A 17,256-nucleotide genomic window follows, 5' to 3' on the forward strand; every position below is an offset into this window, starting at 1 on the left:
CAGGTGAGGGGCTTACGATATGGGCGTGGTTGCAGGGGGCTGGCGAGCTTTCGTGCCGGTGGCCACGATCGGCCGGCCGCGCATCGCTGCGAGTGCGGTGCCTCGCGTTGGCCTGGTCGAACGATTGACCGGGGCTCTCGACGCGCGCGTGGTCACCGTGACGGCTCCCGCCGGCTACGGCAAGACGACAGCCGTGGCGCTGTGGGACGAGGCCGATGCCCGGCCGTTCGCGTGGACTCGGCTCGACTACCTCGACAACGATCCCGCTCACCTTCTGCTGCATGTCGCCACCGCCGTCGCTGCGGTGTCCCGACTCGACGACGCCGTCGTCGATTACCTTCGCGGCCCCGGCCGTGAGCCGCTCGCCCAGCTGCTGCCCTCTCTCATCGCCGCACTCGAGGCGGCAGGTCCGCTCGTCATCGTGTTCGACGACGCCCATCACCTCGATGCAACGGAGGCGGTCGTCGTGCTCCGTGCATTGATCGACAGGGTCCCGCGGTCGACGGTCATCGCCGTGGTGGGCCGCCGCCCCGTGCCGATGGATCTGGCCCGCCGCCGCCTTGCCGAAGACGTTGTGGATGTCGACGCCCGCGAGCTGCGAATGGCCGACGACGAAGCGGCTGCTGCGATCGCCTCGGTGGGGGTCGTGTGCGACCGCGCGACGACCACGCGGATCACCCGGCTCTGCGAGGGCTGGGCCGCAGGAATCGTGTTGACCAGTATGGCCTTCCGCGACGGCGCCCCGATCGACGCGACGGCGGGCAGGAACGGACTGATCGGACAGTACCTCGTCGAAGAAATGCTCGACCGCCTGGACGGGACGATCGCCGACTTCGTCGTCGAGTCGTCGGTCCTGGACCGCTTCAGCGCAGCACAACTCGACGATGTCCTCGATCGCACCGATTCAGAGCTGTTGCTCGACGACCTGTCAGCGTCGGCGAACGGGTTCCTGGTCGCCCTCGATCACCATCGTCAGTGGTACCGCTATCACCGACTGGTCGCCGACGTGCTTCGAAACCGTCTGCGCTCGAACGACCCGGATCGGTTGCGCATGTTGGCTTCTCGCGCCTCGGCGCTCTTCGAGCGTGACGGTGACATCGATGGTGCGCTGGTGCACGCGGTGATCGCCGAGGACAGGGCCCGGTCGGCGGCCCTGGTGGGCCGCGACGCCGTCCGGCTCGGTTTCGACGGTCGCGCAGGCGTACTCGCGCGTCGGCTGGGGATGCTCGACACCGCCACGTTCGCCGAATATCCCGACGCGGCGCTCGCTCGGGCGTGGCTGGGGGTGACGACCGGCGACGCCGAGATGATCGGGCGCTCTCTGCTCGATGCTCAGGCGGCCGACCGTGGCTCGCCGTTGTCGGACGGCACGCCGTCGGTGAAAGTTGCCGTCGCACTGATCGGTTCGTTGTTGGGTGTGGGCGGGGTACGCGACGTGATTCGGCAGGCGGACATCGTGCGCGATGCGGGGGACCAGCTGGTCAACCCGTGGTGGGGTGCCGCCACGGTCATGATGGGTGCGGCGGAGTCGATGCTGGGCCATGTCGCGCGAGCCCGGATGTTACTCGAGGCCGCGCTTCCTGCTACGGAGAACGTTCCGGGATTCCAGGCTGCCGCGCTGGCCCACCTTGCGCTGCTGCATCTGACTGCCGGCGATGACGACACGGCCATCGCGCGCAGCGAAGCCGCGCGACTGCTGGCCGACAAGTACGACCTGTGCGATGTGGTGCCGATGGTGGTCGTTTATGCGACGAGTGCAGTGATGTCCGCCCGGGTCGGGAACGAGGCGGCAGCGCGGGTGTCGGTGGCGATCACCGAGAGGTTGCTCGACCGCCTCGGGGAGATGGCCGCGCGCACAGCCTTGCTCGGGCACGGGTTACTGGCATGGACGGCGGCGGTTGTGCAGGACTCCGCGATGCTCACCCGCCACCTCAGCGCGGCCGAGCATGCCGGGCGCCGTGAGCCAGACGCCACCGCGCTCTTGCAGAGGATCGATCGGGTGCGCGCGTTGGCCTGTGGTGGGCACAGTCCGCTGACGGCCGCGGAGTTGCGGTTGCTGCCTTATCTGTCCACTCATCTCACCTTGCAGCAGATCGCCGACTCGCTGGTGATAGGTCGCGAAACCGCAAAGTCGCAGGCGACCGCGATCTACCGCAAGCTGGGTGTGTCGTCACGTGCAGATGCCGTCACCGAATCGAAAAGGCTTGGCTTCACCTCGGTCTAGCCGCCCTTGGACCAGCTCCACGCGGTCAGTCGCCACACGTCGTCGCAGTTTCGCAGTGCGACGGTGAACGTCGCACCCTCCTGGACGTGGCGTCGGCCACCGAGTGTGAACGCCATGGCGGCCGGGATCACCGCATAGGCATCATGGTCTTCGATGTCCACGTGTCGCGGTGTGCCCAGCGTGATGTGGTAGTCGCCGGTGCCGAGGTGATCCGCCTCGACGAGCACAGCGGCCCACCATTCTTCGCTGGCCGTTGGTCCCTGCCACACGTGCGGGGCCATACCATCGAGAATCTGCATGCTGTCCCCGCATTCGGATGCCATTGCTGCGGGGTCGGCCCGGTTCACGGCGTCGACGTAGCGACGCACCGCGGTCATCGGATCGTCTCCTGCCCTCATGACATCGTCACCAGGTTGCGCCACAGTGTCCGCAGGCTCTCGGTGCCGCCGAACAGGGTGGTGAAGTGGGTGGAGTCGATCAGCAGGATGTCCCCTGCTCGCTCACCTGTGGGTGGCATCCAGATCACACAGTTGAATTCAGTGTTGCCCGCGGCGGTGAAGGGGTGCGGCCGGTGCGGATCGACACGTTGCCGCGCCAGCACTCGCAGGCTTGCGCTCTCGGGTGCGGTGAGTTCGTAATGCGGAAGGTGCTGGTGGAAGCTCAACGTCGGAACGTCGGTGAGGAAGCCGCGCTGGTCGAGATCGGAAAACGTTGTCAGAGGCGCGATGTCGCGTGTCCCGTCGATGACCGCTGGACGCAACCCCCAGGTGTTGTGCACCGGCACGTCGAGTGCCCGCATCAACGACCGGGTGTACTGACTGAACCGTTGCTGCCGAGGGACCAGCCGATCACCGTGATGTTCGTACTCCATCTGGCGTTGGGCGAGGTCGTCGGTGAACCCGACGTCATGATGCGGCGCGAGCAGCAGACACGTCCCCTCGCGGCGGAGCCAGGCCTCGAGGCTCTGCACCTCAGCGTCACTGGCCTGAAGTCCTGACGTCAGATGGTCCAGCCCGAACACCATCAAGGTGTCGGTGTCGGCGAGGATCCGCTCGTCGATCGGTTGCGCGTACCCGGCCTGGTCGACACGCTGGAACACCGCGGCCGGATGGCCGGTCAGCTCGACCGTGAGGTCTTGGAACGTCAGCGTGGAGCGATGAAACAACTCGAGGGTGCCCGCGATGCCCTGGAGGAAGTTCGCGGCCTCGAACTCCGGGTGCTCGTAGGCGGGGTAGACGACGTTGCGCACCTCGGTCATCGTGGAGAAGCGATTGGAGATGGCCGCGGGATCCCGCTGTGCCTCCCAGGGGTAACTCCACGTCCAGTAGATGCTCACCCGACGCCTGCCGTCGGATGCTCGGCGCACATGGTCCTGGTTGTAGGTTCGGGCGGCCCGCACGGTCATGCTCTACGCATCCTTCCCCCGCTCGGCCAGGTAGCGGAGGCCGCGCAGGCCCGGCAGAAAGAAGTAGGCGCCCCCGCGCAGCGTCGTGAACGCAGGGATGCCCTTGTGGACCTTGCGGATCGGTCGCTTCGGCACCGTGAAGTCGAGGCTGCCGTCCTGGCTTCCGCAGATCGGGTCGTGCTCGTTGCCCAGTTCGTGAAAAGTCTTGTCGTTGATCCACACGTTCTGCGCAAACTCGAACTGGCGGACGAGGCTGGCGCAGATGATGAACGCGGCGATTCCGCGGTCGACACCGTCCTCGGGCGCACCGTCCGGTAGCGCTGGACCGTAGGTGGCGCCGCGACGAATCATTCTGCGGCGATTCATGTTCGGTGCCGTGTCGCGGGGATTGAGCCGTCTGGCGTGTGAACCCAGCGGACATGCGTACCCGAACGGATCCATGTCCTTGTACGTGAAATCGTTGTTGCGCATGGGGTCGGCCCCGAGCTCGGGATCGTCTGCGGTCGGGGCGAGAACCAGCGGCGCACCGCTGCGCCAGCGGCCCATGAACTTCGCTGCCAGCAGCTCCTGCTCGTCGGGGCTTCCGGCATTGTCGGCGAGGTATGCGCGAAACGCCCCGACATGCTCCTGGAGTCTCCGGTAGGCCATGAAGCTGCCGTTGCGGGAAAGGGCATCGGGTCGAGGCAGATTCGCCGGTGGTCCGTACTCGTCGGGGTATCCGAGGATGAATTCCCCGGCTTCGAGGGCAGCGCCCGACCCCGGGGTGGGCTCTTCTCCGGTTCCTTTGATGGCGGGCTGGGACAGCCGGTCGCGGAACCCAAAGTGATCGTGGGCGTAGTTGAACGGGGGGTGGGCGTTCAGATCGAGATGGGACAGGCTGCGGACACCGGGGCATCGTGCCAAAAACGCGTCATGTTCACCCACACACCGCCTGTGCTCGTCGTCGTCACGTGCGAAGAGGATCGCGATGGCATGGAGGTCATCGCCGGCCAGACCGCCGATCCAGTGCTCCGGAGCGTTGGCACCCGTGTCGCCGAGGATGTCGGCCCGGGCGGCCATGCCCTCCCGGAACTCGTCGGGGAAACTCGCCAAAGCCTCGGGCGGTACACCCAACGCGCGCAGGCCGTTCCACGTGAACGCCAGCGTGATCCACCGCTTGGAGGCATCCATCGTCTCGGCGACGTCGGCGGCCGACTGTGCGCGCTGTGCCATCTCGGCCAGCCAGGTGCGCCCCGCTTCGGGAGTGTCGAACGTGAGGAACTCGTACCTCCCGGTCATCGCGGGGGTGCGGGTCAGCAGGATGTGCTGGATGTCGTCGAGTTCGAGGGTCACTGCATCTGGTCGAGCATGTCGGAGAACGCCGCCTTGAGCTTCAGCGCCTTCTTGATCTCATCCGCCGTGACGTAGGGGTATTCGCCGTACTCCAGGAAGCTCGGGCACTGGTGTGCGCGAACGAACTCGATGAAGGCCTGCGGGTTGGTCTTCCAGTCCTCCGGGAAGCCTTCGAGGTTCGTGAAGACGGTAGTGATGCCGGTCTCGCTGAACAGTCGAACGGCGTCTTCGGTGTACTTGTCGAAGTCGGTATCGAAGATCCCCTGATACTGGAAGTGCAGACCTGAGCCGACGTCGAACAGCACCCACCGCAGATAGTGCAGCTTCAGCGGCGCCAGAACGTCCGGGCTGCCCTTGATCGCGTCTTCGATCTGCTTGCCATAGGCGCGGACAGCCTCCTCTCGGCCCTCCTTGACCTTGGCGATGATCGAGAAGCCGTAACACGCGGGCGTTCGGGGATAGGTGGGGCCATAGCGTCCCCGCTCCAGTTCGAAGTAGCCCTCCGGCGGGATGGCCATGGCCGCCGGCCGCTGCCAGGCGTCGTCGTGGATGCCCATGGGAAGCCTTTCGTGCGACTGGCCGCGGGGAGGCCCGGGGTCAACGACTCTCCGGCGCAAGGGTTGCCGGTTCACGCCGACCCCGGGCGATCGCAGCGTACCTCCGCTGGGCGCGGTTGCTCACGGGATTGCGAGACGGCGGTCGATTTCCCCCAGTGTGGGGGATGTCCGCCCGGCGGGGGCGCTCCTAGTCTCTGTCCACCAGGACTTCGTCGTCACTTGGCCATGCGCTCACCGAGAAAGTGGGGCAGCGATGAGAACCGCGAAAGTGATTGCCACATCGACGCTTCTGTTGACCTCCTTGGTCACGGTGCCGGCAGTCACCGCGCCCTCTGCCGCTGCCGGATGTGTCAAGAGCAGCGGAATCACGGTCTGCGATCAGAACGGCGGATCGGACAACGGGCCCGTCGTGCCCTACCCGTGCGAGTTCGACTGGTATTGCTACGACGGATCAGAATGGGATCTCGGCTTGGACGTCTCGCCGCCGCCTCCACCTCGGCCCAACAACGACCTTCCACGTCCAGATCGCGGTCGACCGGGCACGCCCGGGAACCGACCCGGTGGTGGCGGCGGCGGGGGTGGCCGCCGATGATGCGCGCAATGGGCGTGGTGGCGGCCGGCGTCTTCGTCGTCGCTCTCGTGGAGTCGGCACCGCCCGCGGTAGCCGACTGCACCAGCGCGGGCGGCACGACCATCTGCTCCCAAGGCGACGTTCGTGGCGCGAACACAGGTGACGGACCCAGCGGATCGTCAGGCCCGTACATCCCCTATCCCTGTGAGTACGACTGGTATTGCAACGACGGCGTCACCTGGGACATCAACATGGACTGGGACCCCGGTATCGGCATCGGTGCGCCGGGACGCCCAGGCAACCGGCCGGGGGGCGGCGGTGGCCGGCCCGGTGGCGGTGGACGAGGCGGACGACGATGACGAAACCCCGAGCAACCGAGGAGAAGACAGTGGCCATCTCATTCAGCATGGCGCGGAGGATGATCGCGGGCGCGCTCGGGGCGGGCGCCGTCCTGGTCTGCGCGGCTTCACCGGCGCAGGCCCAACCCAACTGCACCGCAGCAGATCTCGCCGGCATCATGGCGGGAGTGACGGCGTCGACGTCGGCGTATCTGTTCACTCATCCGCAAGTGAACGACTTCTTCACCTCGCTGAAGGACGTGCCCAAGGACCAGCGGCAGTCGGCGCTGGCGGACTACGCGTCGGCCAACCCGCAAGTGCAGGCGGAATTGCAGGGCATCCGCCAACCCGCGGTCGACTTCCGTAATCGCTGCGGCTAAGTGCGGGTCACTACGGCGTCGACCGGCTCCACCCCGTTGGGCCCGAACCGGTTCCCGGTGCGTTCCAGCCGCCGCGCGAAGAGGCGCTGCAGCGGCGTCGCGACGAACGTCGTGATGATCGTCATCACCGCCAGGATCGTGTAGAGCTTGCCCGTGATCAGCCCGGCTTCCAGACCGATGTTGAGCAGGATCAGCTCCATGAGCCCGCGGGCGTTGGCCAGTGCCCCCATCGAGCCGGCCTCGTACCAGCTCATGCCCTGCCAACGCGCGGCCAGCCCGATGGCGCCGAACTTCGCCGCGAACGACACGACCAGCACGACACCCGCCATCAGCAGCGTGGAACTGTCCAGGATCAGGCTCAGCTGAGTGTTCAGCCCCGAATAGATGAAGAATCCCGGCAGCAGCAGGTAGGCGGTCAGCGGCTCGAAACGATCGCGAATCCTGTCGAGGAAATCTCCGCGCGGCATCATCAATCCGGCCACGAACGCGCCGAAGACCGAATAGATCCCGACCAGATCGGTGAACCAGCTCGCGGTCAGCAGCACCAGCAAGACGATGCTCAGCTTTGCGATCGGCAGGCCGCCGGTGCTCTCGGAGTCGCGGCGGGGCGTCCACGTCTGAAGCCGCGCCAGCAGGGGGCGCCCGGCGTAGATCATGAACACCAGGTAGACCAGGCCGCCACCGACGGCGATGACGGCGCCGAGCACGCTGCCCTTCGCGGTGGCGACCACCGTCGCCAGCAGAACCCACGAGCAGGCGTCGTCGACCGCGGCGCACGACAGCGACATGGTGCCCAGCCGGGTGTTCAGCAGCCCGGAGTCGTAGACGATCCACGCCAGCATCGGGAACGCCGTGATGGCCACGGCCGCGGCGACGAACAACCCGCCCTGCCAGTGCGCGACCTTGTCGGTGAAGTAGCCGCCGGAATCGACCATCCACCAGCCCAGTAGGCCGCCCAGGACGAGCGGAACGACGATCCCGGCCGACGACGTGGCACCGGCCTGCCGGGTATGGGCGCCGAGGATGTCCAGCTTGAAGGACGAGCCCACCAGGAACATGTAGAGCACGAGGCCGAGCTGGCCGACGACGTAGATCGCGATCAGATTGGGGTGCGTGATGGTTTCGGTCCCGATGGTCAGCTTCGTCGGGAACAGCCAGTGCTGCGCCTGCGGCCAGATCGCGCCCAGCACAGAGGGTCCGAGCAGGAACCCGGCGACCATGATCGCGACCACCTGCACCTGGCCCAGACGCCGCAGCAGCGGCCACAGCAGCCGATAGGTCGCCAGGATCACCACGATCTGCAGGAAGAACTGATAGGTGATCGTCAGCAGAGGCGGCATGTCAGCGCGTCTCCGACCACCGGAACACCTTGAGGCAGGCCAGCAGACCGATCACGGTCCACGCCGCGAGCACCCAGAAGATGCGTTCGTGCTCCCAGCTGCCTGCCGGTTCGAAGGCCTCCATCTCGGGCGGCAACAGCACCGACCGGAACCCCTGTGCCATCCACTTCACCGGGAACAGCGAGCCGATGGTGAGCATCCACGCGGGCAGCACCATGATCGGCACGTAGGTGCCCGAGATGAACTGCAGACTGACCGCGGGGCCGTTGGTCAGCACAGCGGCCGAGACCGCGTTGTTGGCGACGTTGCTGATCAGGATTCCCAGCAGCGAGCAGCTGGTGATTCCGAGCGCGAACACCCAACCGAGAGTGAGCCATTCGCTGATCCCAGTGGGTAGATGCAGCCCGAAGACGAGCAGCCCGACCAGCAGCAGGATCGCAGCCTCGGCCAAGCTGGCGATCGCGACGAGGGCGATCTTGCCGACGAAGTAGGACGTCGCGGTCGCCGGGGTACCGCGCAGCCGCCGCAGCGCACCGGTCTCCCGGTCGGCGGCGACGCTGATGCCGAGGTTGATGAAGGACGTCGACAGAATCCCGTAGGCCAGCATGCTCGCGGCGATCACCGCGCTCGTCGACGTTCCGGTGCCCGGAAGGTCCTGGGAGAAGATCGAACCCAGCAGAAGGCAGATGACCGCAGGCATCGAGAAGGTCAGCACCATCTGTTCGGGGCGCCGGTAGAACATCTTCAATTCGGGGATCACCCGGGACGCTCCGATGCGCAGCGGCGAGGGCAGCGCGATGGTGGACCGCGAGCTGTGGCGGGCTCTCGATTGCGACGAGGCGGTCATCACGTCGCGCCGATCAGCTGGAGGTAGGCGTCTTCCAGGCTGGGTCGGGTGATCGTCAGCGCGGTGAGCTCGCCGCCGTCCGCGGCCTGCTGCCTGACGAACTCGGTGGGACGGTCGGTGTGCACGATGCGTTCCTCGCCGCGTTCGATCCACCGCACCGTCGCGGTCGCGTGCGCGGCGGCGGTGAGGCGGTGTGGCGTGTCGACGGCAACCAGGCGTCCGGCGGCGATGACGGCGACCCGATCGGCCAGTGCGGCGGCCTCCTCGAGGTAGTGCGTGGTGAGCACGATCGTGGTGCCGTCGGCGGCGAGAACCTTGATCAGATCCCAGAATTGGCGTCGCGCCTCGGGGTCGAATCCGGTGGTCGGCTCGTCCATGAACAGCAACTCCGGTCGTGCGATGATGCCCAGCGCGACGTCGAGCCGTCGGCGCTGACCGCCCGACAGCGTCCGAACCCTGACCTCGCCCTTGCCGGCCAGCCCGACGAGGTCGAGCACGTCCTCCGGAGCGCGCGCTCTGCTGTAGCACTGCCCGAACATGCGGAGCGTCTCGGCGACGGTCAGCGTGCCGAAGTCACTGGCGTCCTGCAGCACGATGCCGATGCGCGCACGCCAGGTCCGGTCGGCGGTGCCGGGGTCTTCACCCAGCACTCGCACGGCGCCGGCGTCGCGTCGACGGTGTCCTTCGAGGATCTCGATCGTCGTCGACTTGCCCGCACCGTTGGGGCCCAGGATCGCGACCACCTCGCCGTAGGCGACGTCGAGGTCGATGCCCCGCACCGCCTGCACGCGACCGTAGGACTTGGTCAGCCCTCGAATGTGCACGGCGGGCGCGAGATCTGCTGCGGTCACTGCGCGTCCGCACTTCCTTCGATGTCGGCCAGCAGAGCCCGCAGCTCCTCGTCGGACAGCGTGGCGATCAGCTGGTCGAGGTCGTCGGCGGCCATCTCGGCGGACACGGCGGCCTCGGCCTCGACGCTGTCGGCGTGGATCTGGCGCAATTCGGCGAGAATCCGGGCGGCCAGCGAGTTCACGGTCACACCCCGCAGGATCTCCAGCACCGGCAGGTCGATCGAGAACATCGTGTTGATGCGTACCCGGAACTCCATCGCCATCATCGAGTCCAACCCGAGGTCGTCGAGCATGGCGTCGGGTTCGACATCGTCGGCCGCACAGTCGAACACCGCAGCAACGATGCCGCGGACGTGCTCGGTGACGACCGGGAGCCGGTCGGCGTCGGGCAGTGCGGAAAGGGTGTCGATCAGGGACGCCGCGCCGGCACCTGCGGAAGAATCACCACCGGTCTCGAGGTCACGGTAGATCGCAGGCAGCCGCGCGCCGAAGCCCTGGCGGGCCCGGTTCCAGTCGGCGGTGATCGCGACGACGTGAGCGACCTTCTGGGACAGCAGGCGATCCAGGATCCGGACGCCGGCGCCCGGGGTGATCAACTCGATACCCCGGTTGGCGTAGATCTTCTCGAGCTTGAGCTCCTCGACCATCCCGACCGACCACGGCCCCCAACCGATGGTCAGCGCCGGTAAGCCGCGGGCGCGTCGGTAGTGGGCGAACGCGTCGAGGAAGGCGTTCGCGGCGGCGTAGTTGGCCTGCCCGGGGGAGGCGATCACCGAGCCTGCCGAGCCGAACATCACGAAGAAGTCGAGGTCAGCCTTCTCGAAGGCGTTGTGCAGCAGGCGAGTACCGATGACCTTGGGCGCCATGACGGTGGCGAAGTCCTCTTCGGTCATGCTGACGAGGAGGCGGTCGTCGACCGATCCGGCGGCGTGCACGATGCCGCGGATCGGCGGGCTGCCCGCGCGGTCATGCTCGTCGCGCCAGCGTTCCACGTGCTCGGCGTCGGTGATGTCGACGGCGACGCACCGCACGTGGGCGCCGAGCCGTTCGATGCGGCGGATCGTCTCGACGGTCGCGTGCTGGGAGTCCGCCGGATCCAGATGGGACCAGCTCGCGCGCGGCGGGAGCTCGCGACGGCTCAGCAGCGTGATGTGTCGTGCTCCGCGTTCGGCGAGATGCAGCGCCACACTGCGCCCGAGTGCACCGGTGCCGCCCGTGACGACGTAGGTGGCGGTGGCGTTGAGCTTGGTGGGGAAGGGTTTGGTCAGATCGGGGCACGGAAGCAGACGCGGGGCGAGCGTGCGGTCGCCGCGCAGCGCGATCTGGTCTTCGGCCTCCTCGTCGAGCAGGTGTGCGTGGAGGCGTCTGGCGACCAGATCCGGGTCGTCCGTGTCGTCGATGTCGACGAGACGGCCCCACATCTCGGGGAATTCCTGGTGTCCGATCACCCGGCCCAGGCCCCACACCGTCGCCTGGTCGACGGCCAGGTCTTCGGTGCCTAGCGCCGGCTGGGCGTTGGCGGTGACGATGTGCACCCGCGGTGGCGGGCCGTCGCGCCCGGCGAGGGCGGTCACCGCGTGGAGCAGGGCGTGCACACCGAGTCGGTGATCGGAACCGTAGATGTCGATCGGCCAGAAATCGACGAGTGCACCCACGCCGCCCTCGTCGCGGTGTATCCGGTCGATCAGCTCCCGAAGCTGTTCTCCGCGTTGCGGATCGACGGCATATCCCGTGTCCGTCCGGGTGATGGCGGGCACCGACTGATGCGCGATCTCGATGACGCGGTGCCCGTCGGCGGACAACCGACGGGCGAGTGCCGACCCGAAACCGACGGTGTCGCAGAGGATCAGCCAGGGACCGGGGGGTGCCGCGGCGGTGCCCCGCGCTGTTGGAGGGCAGTCACGCCACTGGACGCTGAAGAGACCTCGGTCGATCCGTTCGGTGGACATGGCCGACGAGGCGCTCAGCGACTGCACGGTGAAGCCGCGCAGGACCACCAGCGTCTGCCCGAGACGATCGACGACCGTGATGTCGCTCTCGATCTCCTCACGGGTGGCCGCGACGACCTTGACGTGCACCGTCATGTCGGATTCCGGGCGCCCGTAGACGGCGCAGTGGCGGATGCGGGTGGGTAGATACGTTGCCTTCGTGGCGTTGTCGGCCACCGTGGACGTTCCGAACAGGCCCTGCAGCGCACCGTCGAGCAGCGCCGGATGGAACGAGAAGGCATCCGAGTACGCGTCGATGTCGTGGCTGACCGTGGCGGGAATGCGTAACCGGGCCCGCGCCCATCCGTTGCCGCCGGTGACGTCGCGCACCGGCCGGAACGCGTCGCCGTAGGCGAACCCGAGTGCGGTGGTGCGCGCATAGAATTCGTCGGAATCCAGTGTGGCGACGGAGCGGTCTTCGGCTCCGTGGTCGTGGGCCGGTACGGAGGGCAGGGTGTTCAGTTCGGCCGTGGCGGTCACGATCCAACCGAAGTCGCCGTCCCCGATCCCGGTGAATGCCGTGAATTCGATCTTGCCGTCGTCCTCGTTCAGGGTGGTGCGCACCAGTGGATCGCATGTGTCGTCGAGCAGGAGCGCCCGGTGCAGCACGAGATCGTCGACGCTGCAGGCAGTTCCGTAGGTCTCCATGGCCGCCGCGAGCGCCATCTCCAGGTAGACGGCGCCGGGCACCACGACTGCGCCCTGGACCTGGTGGTCGGCCAGGAAGGGCAGCGACACGACGCTGAGTTCGACCTCCCAGGTGGGGTGCGCGCCCGTCACCGGCTGGCCGAGGAGGGGGTGCACCGGCGTGTAGTGCAGGTCTTCGGCCGCCTCCTGTGTTTCGTGCCAGAAGCGTTTCGACTGCCACGGGTAGGTCGGCAGAGTGACCAGATTGCCGGCGGGATGGAATGCCCGCCAATCGATGTCGTGGCCGTGGCCGTACAGCGCGGCCACGCCGCCCAGCAGGGTGCGGGCGTCGTCCTCACCTCGGCGCTGGGTCGCCACCACCGCGACACCCTGTGAACCGGCGATCTCGAGAAGGGACGACGCCAGCACCGGATGCGGACCCAGTTCGATGAAATGGGTGTAGCCGTCATCGAGCATCCGTCGTGCGGCGGCCTCGAAAAGGACGGTGGCGCGGCAGTTCTGCCACCAGTACGCCGCGCCGGCCGCATACTCGGTGAGCCGTTCCCCGGTCACGGTCGAGTACAGCGGGATGCGTGCGGGTGCCGAGGACAACGCGTCGAACGCGGTGAACAGATCGTCGCGGATGAGGTCCATGTAGTGGGTGTGATAGGGCACCTTGACCGCGAGCTGGCGGTTGAAGACCTCCGCGTCGTCGAGTTGGCGCACGATGTCGGCGAGCACGTCCTCGTCGCCGGCCACCGTCACGGCGAACGGGCTGTTGATCGCAGCGATCGACACCCGGTGCCCGAACTCGGCGACGGTGCCGGCGTCGAGGGTCTGCATCAGCGTCTCGGCGTTCAGGCCCACCGCGAGCATGCGGCCCATGCCGGTGGTGCGCTGCTGCAGGCGGCTGCGGTGATAGATCACCTCGACGGCCTGCTCGAAGGTCAGTAATCCGGCCAGATGATGCGCCGCCACTTCGCCGGCGCTGTGCCCGATCACGGCGTCGGGCGTCACGCCGTAGTGGGCGAGTTGTTCGGCCAGGGCGAGCTGGATGGCGAAGTTGGCCGGCTGGGCCACCTCGGTCTCACCCATCCGCGACTCGGCTTCGTCGCGGCGGAGTTCGGCGAGCAGCGACCAGTCGGTGTAGCGGGAGAGTTCGCGATCGGTGCGCTCCATGCTGGCGGCGAACACCGGATGGGTGTCGAGCAGGCCGCGGCACATCTTCCACCACTGCGGGCCCATCCCGGTGCAGACGAAGGCCAGCTTCGGCGCCTCGGTCCCGGTGCGGGCAGCCGCCGATTCACCGCCGGTGTCGGCCAGTTTGAGCAGTTCCTCGCGGCCTTGGTCGATGTCGGCGGCGGTGAGCGCGCGGCGGTGGCTCAGATGGCTGCGGCGCCTGCTCAGGGTGTGACCCAGATCCGCCAGGTCGATGTCGGGGTGGCCCTGCAGGTGGTCGGCCAATTGGCGGGCCGTGGCTGCCAGCGCTTCCGGGGAGCGTGCCGACACGGGCAACAGGGTGAGCCCCCGCTCGGTCGCGTGACCGTCGGACTGCCGTGTGGCGGTGGGGGGTTCGGCGATGACGACGTGGGCGTTGGTGCCGCCGAACCCGAACGAGTTGACCCCGGCGATACGTCGCTGCCCGTTCGGGAAGGGCATCGTGGTGCGGGGGATGTCGAGGTTCAGTTCCGCGAGCGGGCTGCTCGGGGTTTCCAGGTGCAGGCTGGCGGGAATCTGGCCGTGCTGCAGGGTGAGCGCGGCCTTGATGAGTCCCGCGACACCGGCGCCGGCTTCGAGATGGCCGATGTTCGTTTTGACCGATCCGATCAGCAGCGGGTTCTCGGGTGTCCGGTCCGCCGCGAGTGCGCCTGCCAGAGCGCGGGTTTCGACCGGATCCCCGACGGGGGTTCCGGTGCCGTGCGCTTCCACGTAACCGATCTCGGTGGCTGCGACACCGGCGCGCTCGAGCGCCGTGGTGATCGCGGCGCGCTGGGCGTCTTCGCTGGGGACTGTGATGCCGTCGGTGTGGCCGTCCTGGGTGACCGCGGAGCCCAGGATCTGGGCGTAGATCCGGTCGCCGTCGCGCACCGCCTCATGCAGAGGTTTGAGGACGACGACGGCGCCGCCCTCACCGCGGGCGTACCCGTCGGCCGATGCGTCGAAGGCCTTGCAGCGCCCGTCGGCCGAGAGGAAGCCGCTCTTGGATTCGGCGATCGCGGTGTTCGGGCCCACGATGATGTTCACCCCGCCGGCGAGCGCCAACCGGCAGTCGCCGTTCCAGATACTCTGCGCGGCAAGGTGAACGGCGACGAGTGAACTCGAGCACGCGGTGTCGACGGCCATGCTCGGGCCGCGGAAGTCGAACGCGTAGGAGATGCGATTGGCGAGCATCGTCATCATCATCCCGGTCGCCGAGTGCGGCTTGAACCGGAATCGGCTGGTGCGTCCTTGGTTCTGCAGCAGCTGGTAGTCCAGCGTGAACCCGCCGATGAACACCCCGACGTCGGTGCCGGCCAGCGAGTCGGCGGGAATTCCGCCGTCCTCCAGAGCTTCCCAGGTGGCGTGCAGCAGTAGTCGCTGCTGCGGGTCGAGCAGGTTGGCCTCGCGGGGAGAGATGCCGAAGAACGCCGCGTCGAACTGGTCGATCTCCTCGAGATAGCCGCCCCGGCGGGTCACCATCTTCCCGGCCTTGCCCGCCGTGGGGTCGTGGAATCGCGGCGCGTGCCAACGAGATTCAGGTACCTCGCGAGTCGCATCGACCTCGTCGAGCAGTAGGCGCCAGAAGTCGGCGGGGGAGTCGACGCCTCCGGGCAGTCGGCATCCGATGCCGACGATCGCCAGTGCCTCGCGGTCCTCCCGGTGGGCTGGGCTCATCGGGCTGCCGCGGTGCTCAGCACCCATCCGGTGGAGATGGGGTCGATTTCCTGCTGCTCACGGAAGATGGTGCGCAATTCGCGCAGCAGCCCGTCACGCTGCCATGCCTGCGCCTGGGCCACCACGTCGTCGTCGGAGAACCGAGACGCCTTGTCGCTCATCACATCGTCGACGACCTGGCCCGCGATCTGTCGCAGCAGCAGCGCGTTGGCGTCGAACTGTTCGCGGACGGCGTCGGAGGTGCCCATCATCGCGTGGTGCAGCGTAGCCATGAAGTTCAGCGGAACGTAGAGGTCGACGAATCGGGCGGGGGTGGGATCGCGCTCGACGGCGGCCCACTCGCGGAAGAACAGCTGCATGCGATTGCTCAGGTCGATGAGACCCTGCAGATACGGCACCAGTTCGGGATCGTCGGCCACTTGGGTGAAACGGTCGTTGCTGTACAGGAATCCGATGAAGCCCCAGTAGAACGCGATGTCCCAGATGACTTTCACCGACATGACCGTCGGCGACCCCATCAGCACGTATTGGTCGCGGTAGATGTTGCACCACATGTCGGTCAGTGAGCGGAACATCGAGTCACCGATGGCGGCGCGGGCGATCACGTCGGATCCGTCGAGGTTGCGGGTGATCATGTCGGTGACCAGACCGTTGCCGATGGCGACCAGGTCGAGCCCGGAGGAGTAGAGCGGGTCGAGGAAGACGCCGGCATCACCGGTGAGACACCAGCGGGCCTGCCCGTCGTAGACCTTGGCGACCGTGTGGCTGTACTGCTTCATCACACGGAAGTCCTTGATGAGCCCCGCGTTCTCGTCGAGGACCGCGGCGCACTGCGGTTCGCGCTCACGCAGCCACACCAGGGCCTTGTCGAGCGTGTTGAACCCGTCGAAGGGGTGAAAGGCGGGGTCGGCCACGATGCCGACACTGGTAGCGCCGGACGCCAGCCGGATCAGCCACACCCAGTAGCCCTCGCCCATCAGGTGGTTCGTCGAATACTCGCGTCGCCCCTCGGACAGTCGGGCATGCCATGCGGGGTCGTCGCTCCACTGCCCGACGTCGATCTCGGTCGCGATGCGCAGCCAGGCGGCGTTGCAGTGGTGTCCGTTGCCCCGCTTGAGGTCGAGCTCGCGCGGCAGCAGCCGGTTGCGCCCGGATGCGTCGACGACCCACCGTGCCGTTCGCTCGACGACATCGTCGTCACGCTGGATGGTCACCCGGTGCGGCGCCTCCGAGCCGCCCAGCGCCACCGCCCGCGCTCGCCCGGTCAGGAACTCGACACCTTCGGCCACGCATCGCCGGTGCAGTTCGTTCTCCAACCTGCCGCGGTCGATCTGATAGGTGGTCTGTGGAACGAACGCGCTGCTGCCCACCTCGATGCGTCGGCTGATGTCGGTGTTGTTGTCCTGGCTGAAGAACATCCGCAACCCCATCTTGCGGATCTGGTGGTTCTGCAGGTGATCGGCCAACCCGAGCCGCTCGCGCAGGTAGTGCGCCGAGATCTCGACGGTCGATTCGCCGACCGTGTGGGTGATCTCGGGGACCGGGTGCGGGCTGGGTTCGACGACGAGGATGCGGGTGCCGGGCCGGACGGAGCGCAACTCGAGGGCCAGGGTCAGTGCGGCGACGCCGCCGCCGACGATCGCGACGTGATGATCGCTCGTATCGTCGTCACGGGCCGCGAGCCGGGTCTTGATGCGGCGCGCGAGTGCGTCGCGCGCAGTCTCGTCGAGTTGTGACAATTGCGCTCGAACGTCCACCCTCGTCCCTTCCTCGTGGAGCCCAAACGGGTGTCCAGAGTTCGGAGATTACACGCGGCGCAGCCCCTACCGGGGGCGATGAAACGAGCCGACCGGGCGGTGTACGGGGGCCGCGGTGCGGGCCCTGGCGGAGGTGGCCGCAGCCGGAAATCACCGGTCCCCGCG

The 17,256-nt window shown here is 67.5% G+C and carries 12 protein-coding genes; 3 read left to right on the forward strand and 9 right to left on the reverse strand.

Going from position 1 to position 17,256, the window contains the following annotated elements:
* The first annotated feature begins 19 nt into the window (after positions 1–19).
* A complete protein-coding gene (locus ACXYX3_RS06250) occupies positions 20–2,224 on the forward strand; it encodes a winged helix-turn-helix domain-containing protein (protein WP_458610719.1) in 2,205 nt (734 codons plus the stop codon).
* Here ACXYX3_RS06250 and ACXYX3_RS06255 read toward each other — a convergent pair.
* The 4 genes from ACXYX3_RS06255 to ACXYX3_RS06270 are packed head-to-tail and all read right to left on the reverse strand — an operon-like array spanning position 2,221 to position 5,518.
* Positions 2,221–2,622, reverse strand: coding sequence for a nuclear transport factor 2 family protein (locus ACXYX3_RS06255; RefSeq protein ID WP_458610721.1), 402 nt, complete (start codon positions 2,620–2,622; stop codon positions 2,221–2,223). The genes ACXYX3_RS06250 and ACXYX3_RS06255 overlap by 4 nt on opposite strands.
* Complete coding sequence (locus ACXYX3_RS06260; protein ID WP_458610723.1) at positions 2,619–3,629, reverse strand: hypothetical protein; 1,011 nt, start codon at positions 3,627–3,629, stop codon at positions 2,619–2,621. Before ACXYX3_RS06260 ends, ACXYX3_RS06255 begins: the two co-directional genes overlap by 4 nt.
* A 3-nt stretch (positions 3,630–3,632) precedes the next feature.
* A complete protein-coding gene (locus tag ACXYX3_RS06265; protein ID WP_458610725.1) occupies positions 3,633–4,961 on the reverse strand; it encodes a Dyp-type peroxidase in 1,329 nt (442 codons plus the stop codon).
* Entirely contained in the window at positions 4,958–5,518 is a 561-nt protein-coding gene (locus ACXYX3_RS06270; RefSeq protein WP_241203018.1) for a hypothetical protein, read from the reverse strand. Before ACXYX3_RS06270 ends, ACXYX3_RS06265 begins: the two co-directional genes overlap by 4 nt.
* Positions 5,519–6,109: 591 nt before the next feature.
* On the opposite strand from ACXYX3_RS06270, the gene ACXYX3_RS06275 reads away from it, so the two are divergent.
* Both ACXYX3_RS06275 and ACXYX3_RS06280 read left to right on the forward strand, forming a co-directional pair.
* A complete protein-coding gene (locus tag ACXYX3_RS06275) occupies positions 6,110–6,448 on the forward strand; it encodes a hypothetical protein (protein ID WP_241203201.1) in 339 nt (112 codons plus the stop codon).
* A 29-nt stretch (positions 6,449–6,477) separates the two neighbouring features.
* Complete coding sequence (locus ACXYX3_RS06280) at positions 6,478–6,807, forward strand: heme-binding protein (RefSeq protein WP_374238295.1); 330 nt, start codon at positions 6,478–6,480, stop codon at positions 6,805–6,807.
* Here the strand turns inward: ACXYX3_RS06280 and ACXYX3_RS06285 are convergent.
* Genes ACXYX3_RS06285 through ACXYX3_RS06305 form a run of 5 tightly spaced genes read right to left on the reverse strand, consistent with a single transcriptional unit; the run spans position 6,804 to position 17,091 of the window.
* A complete protein-coding gene (locus ACXYX3_RS06285) occupies positions 6,804–8,147 on the reverse strand; it encodes a cation:proton antiporter (RefSeq protein ID WP_458610727.1) in 1,344 nt (447 codons plus the stop codon). The two genes, ACXYX3_RS06280 and ACXYX3_RS06285, sit on opposite strands and share 4 nt — an antisense overlap.
* A gap of 1 nt (position 8,148) precedes the next feature.
* The gene (locus tag ACXYX3_RS06290; RefSeq protein WP_458610729.1) at positions 8,149–8,994 is read right to left on the reverse strand and encodes an ABC transporter permease; all 846 of its coding nucleotides are present in this window, start codon (positions 8,992–8,994) and stop codon (positions 8,149–8,151) included.
* The gene (locus tag ACXYX3_RS06295) at positions 8,994–9,845 is read right to left on the reverse strand and encodes an ABC transporter ATP-binding protein (protein ID WP_458610731.1); all 852 of its coding nucleotides are present in this window, start codon (positions 9,843–9,845) and stop codon (positions 8,994–8,996) included. The genes ACXYX3_RS06290 and ACXYX3_RS06295 overlap by 1 nt, the downstream gene beginning before the upstream one ends.
* On the reverse strand, positions 9,842–15,361 hold the full coding sequence (locus tag ACXYX3_RS06300) for a type I polyketide synthase (protein WP_458610733.1): 5,520 nt from the start codon (positions 15,359–15,361) through the stop codon (positions 9,842–9,844). Before ACXYX3_RS06300 ends, ACXYX3_RS06295 begins: the two co-directional genes overlap by 4 nt.
* Complete coding sequence (locus ACXYX3_RS06305; RefSeq protein ID WP_458610735.1) at positions 15,331–17,091, reverse strand: NAD(P)/FAD-dependent oxidoreductase; 1,761 nt, start codon at positions 17,089–17,091, stop codon at positions 15,331–15,333. The genes ACXYX3_RS06300 and ACXYX3_RS06305 overlap by 31 nt, the downstream gene beginning before the upstream one ends.
* Positions 17,092–17,256 lie beyond the last annotated feature (165 nt).

The organism is Mycobacterium sp. Panama NTM2 (assembly GCF_054355555.1).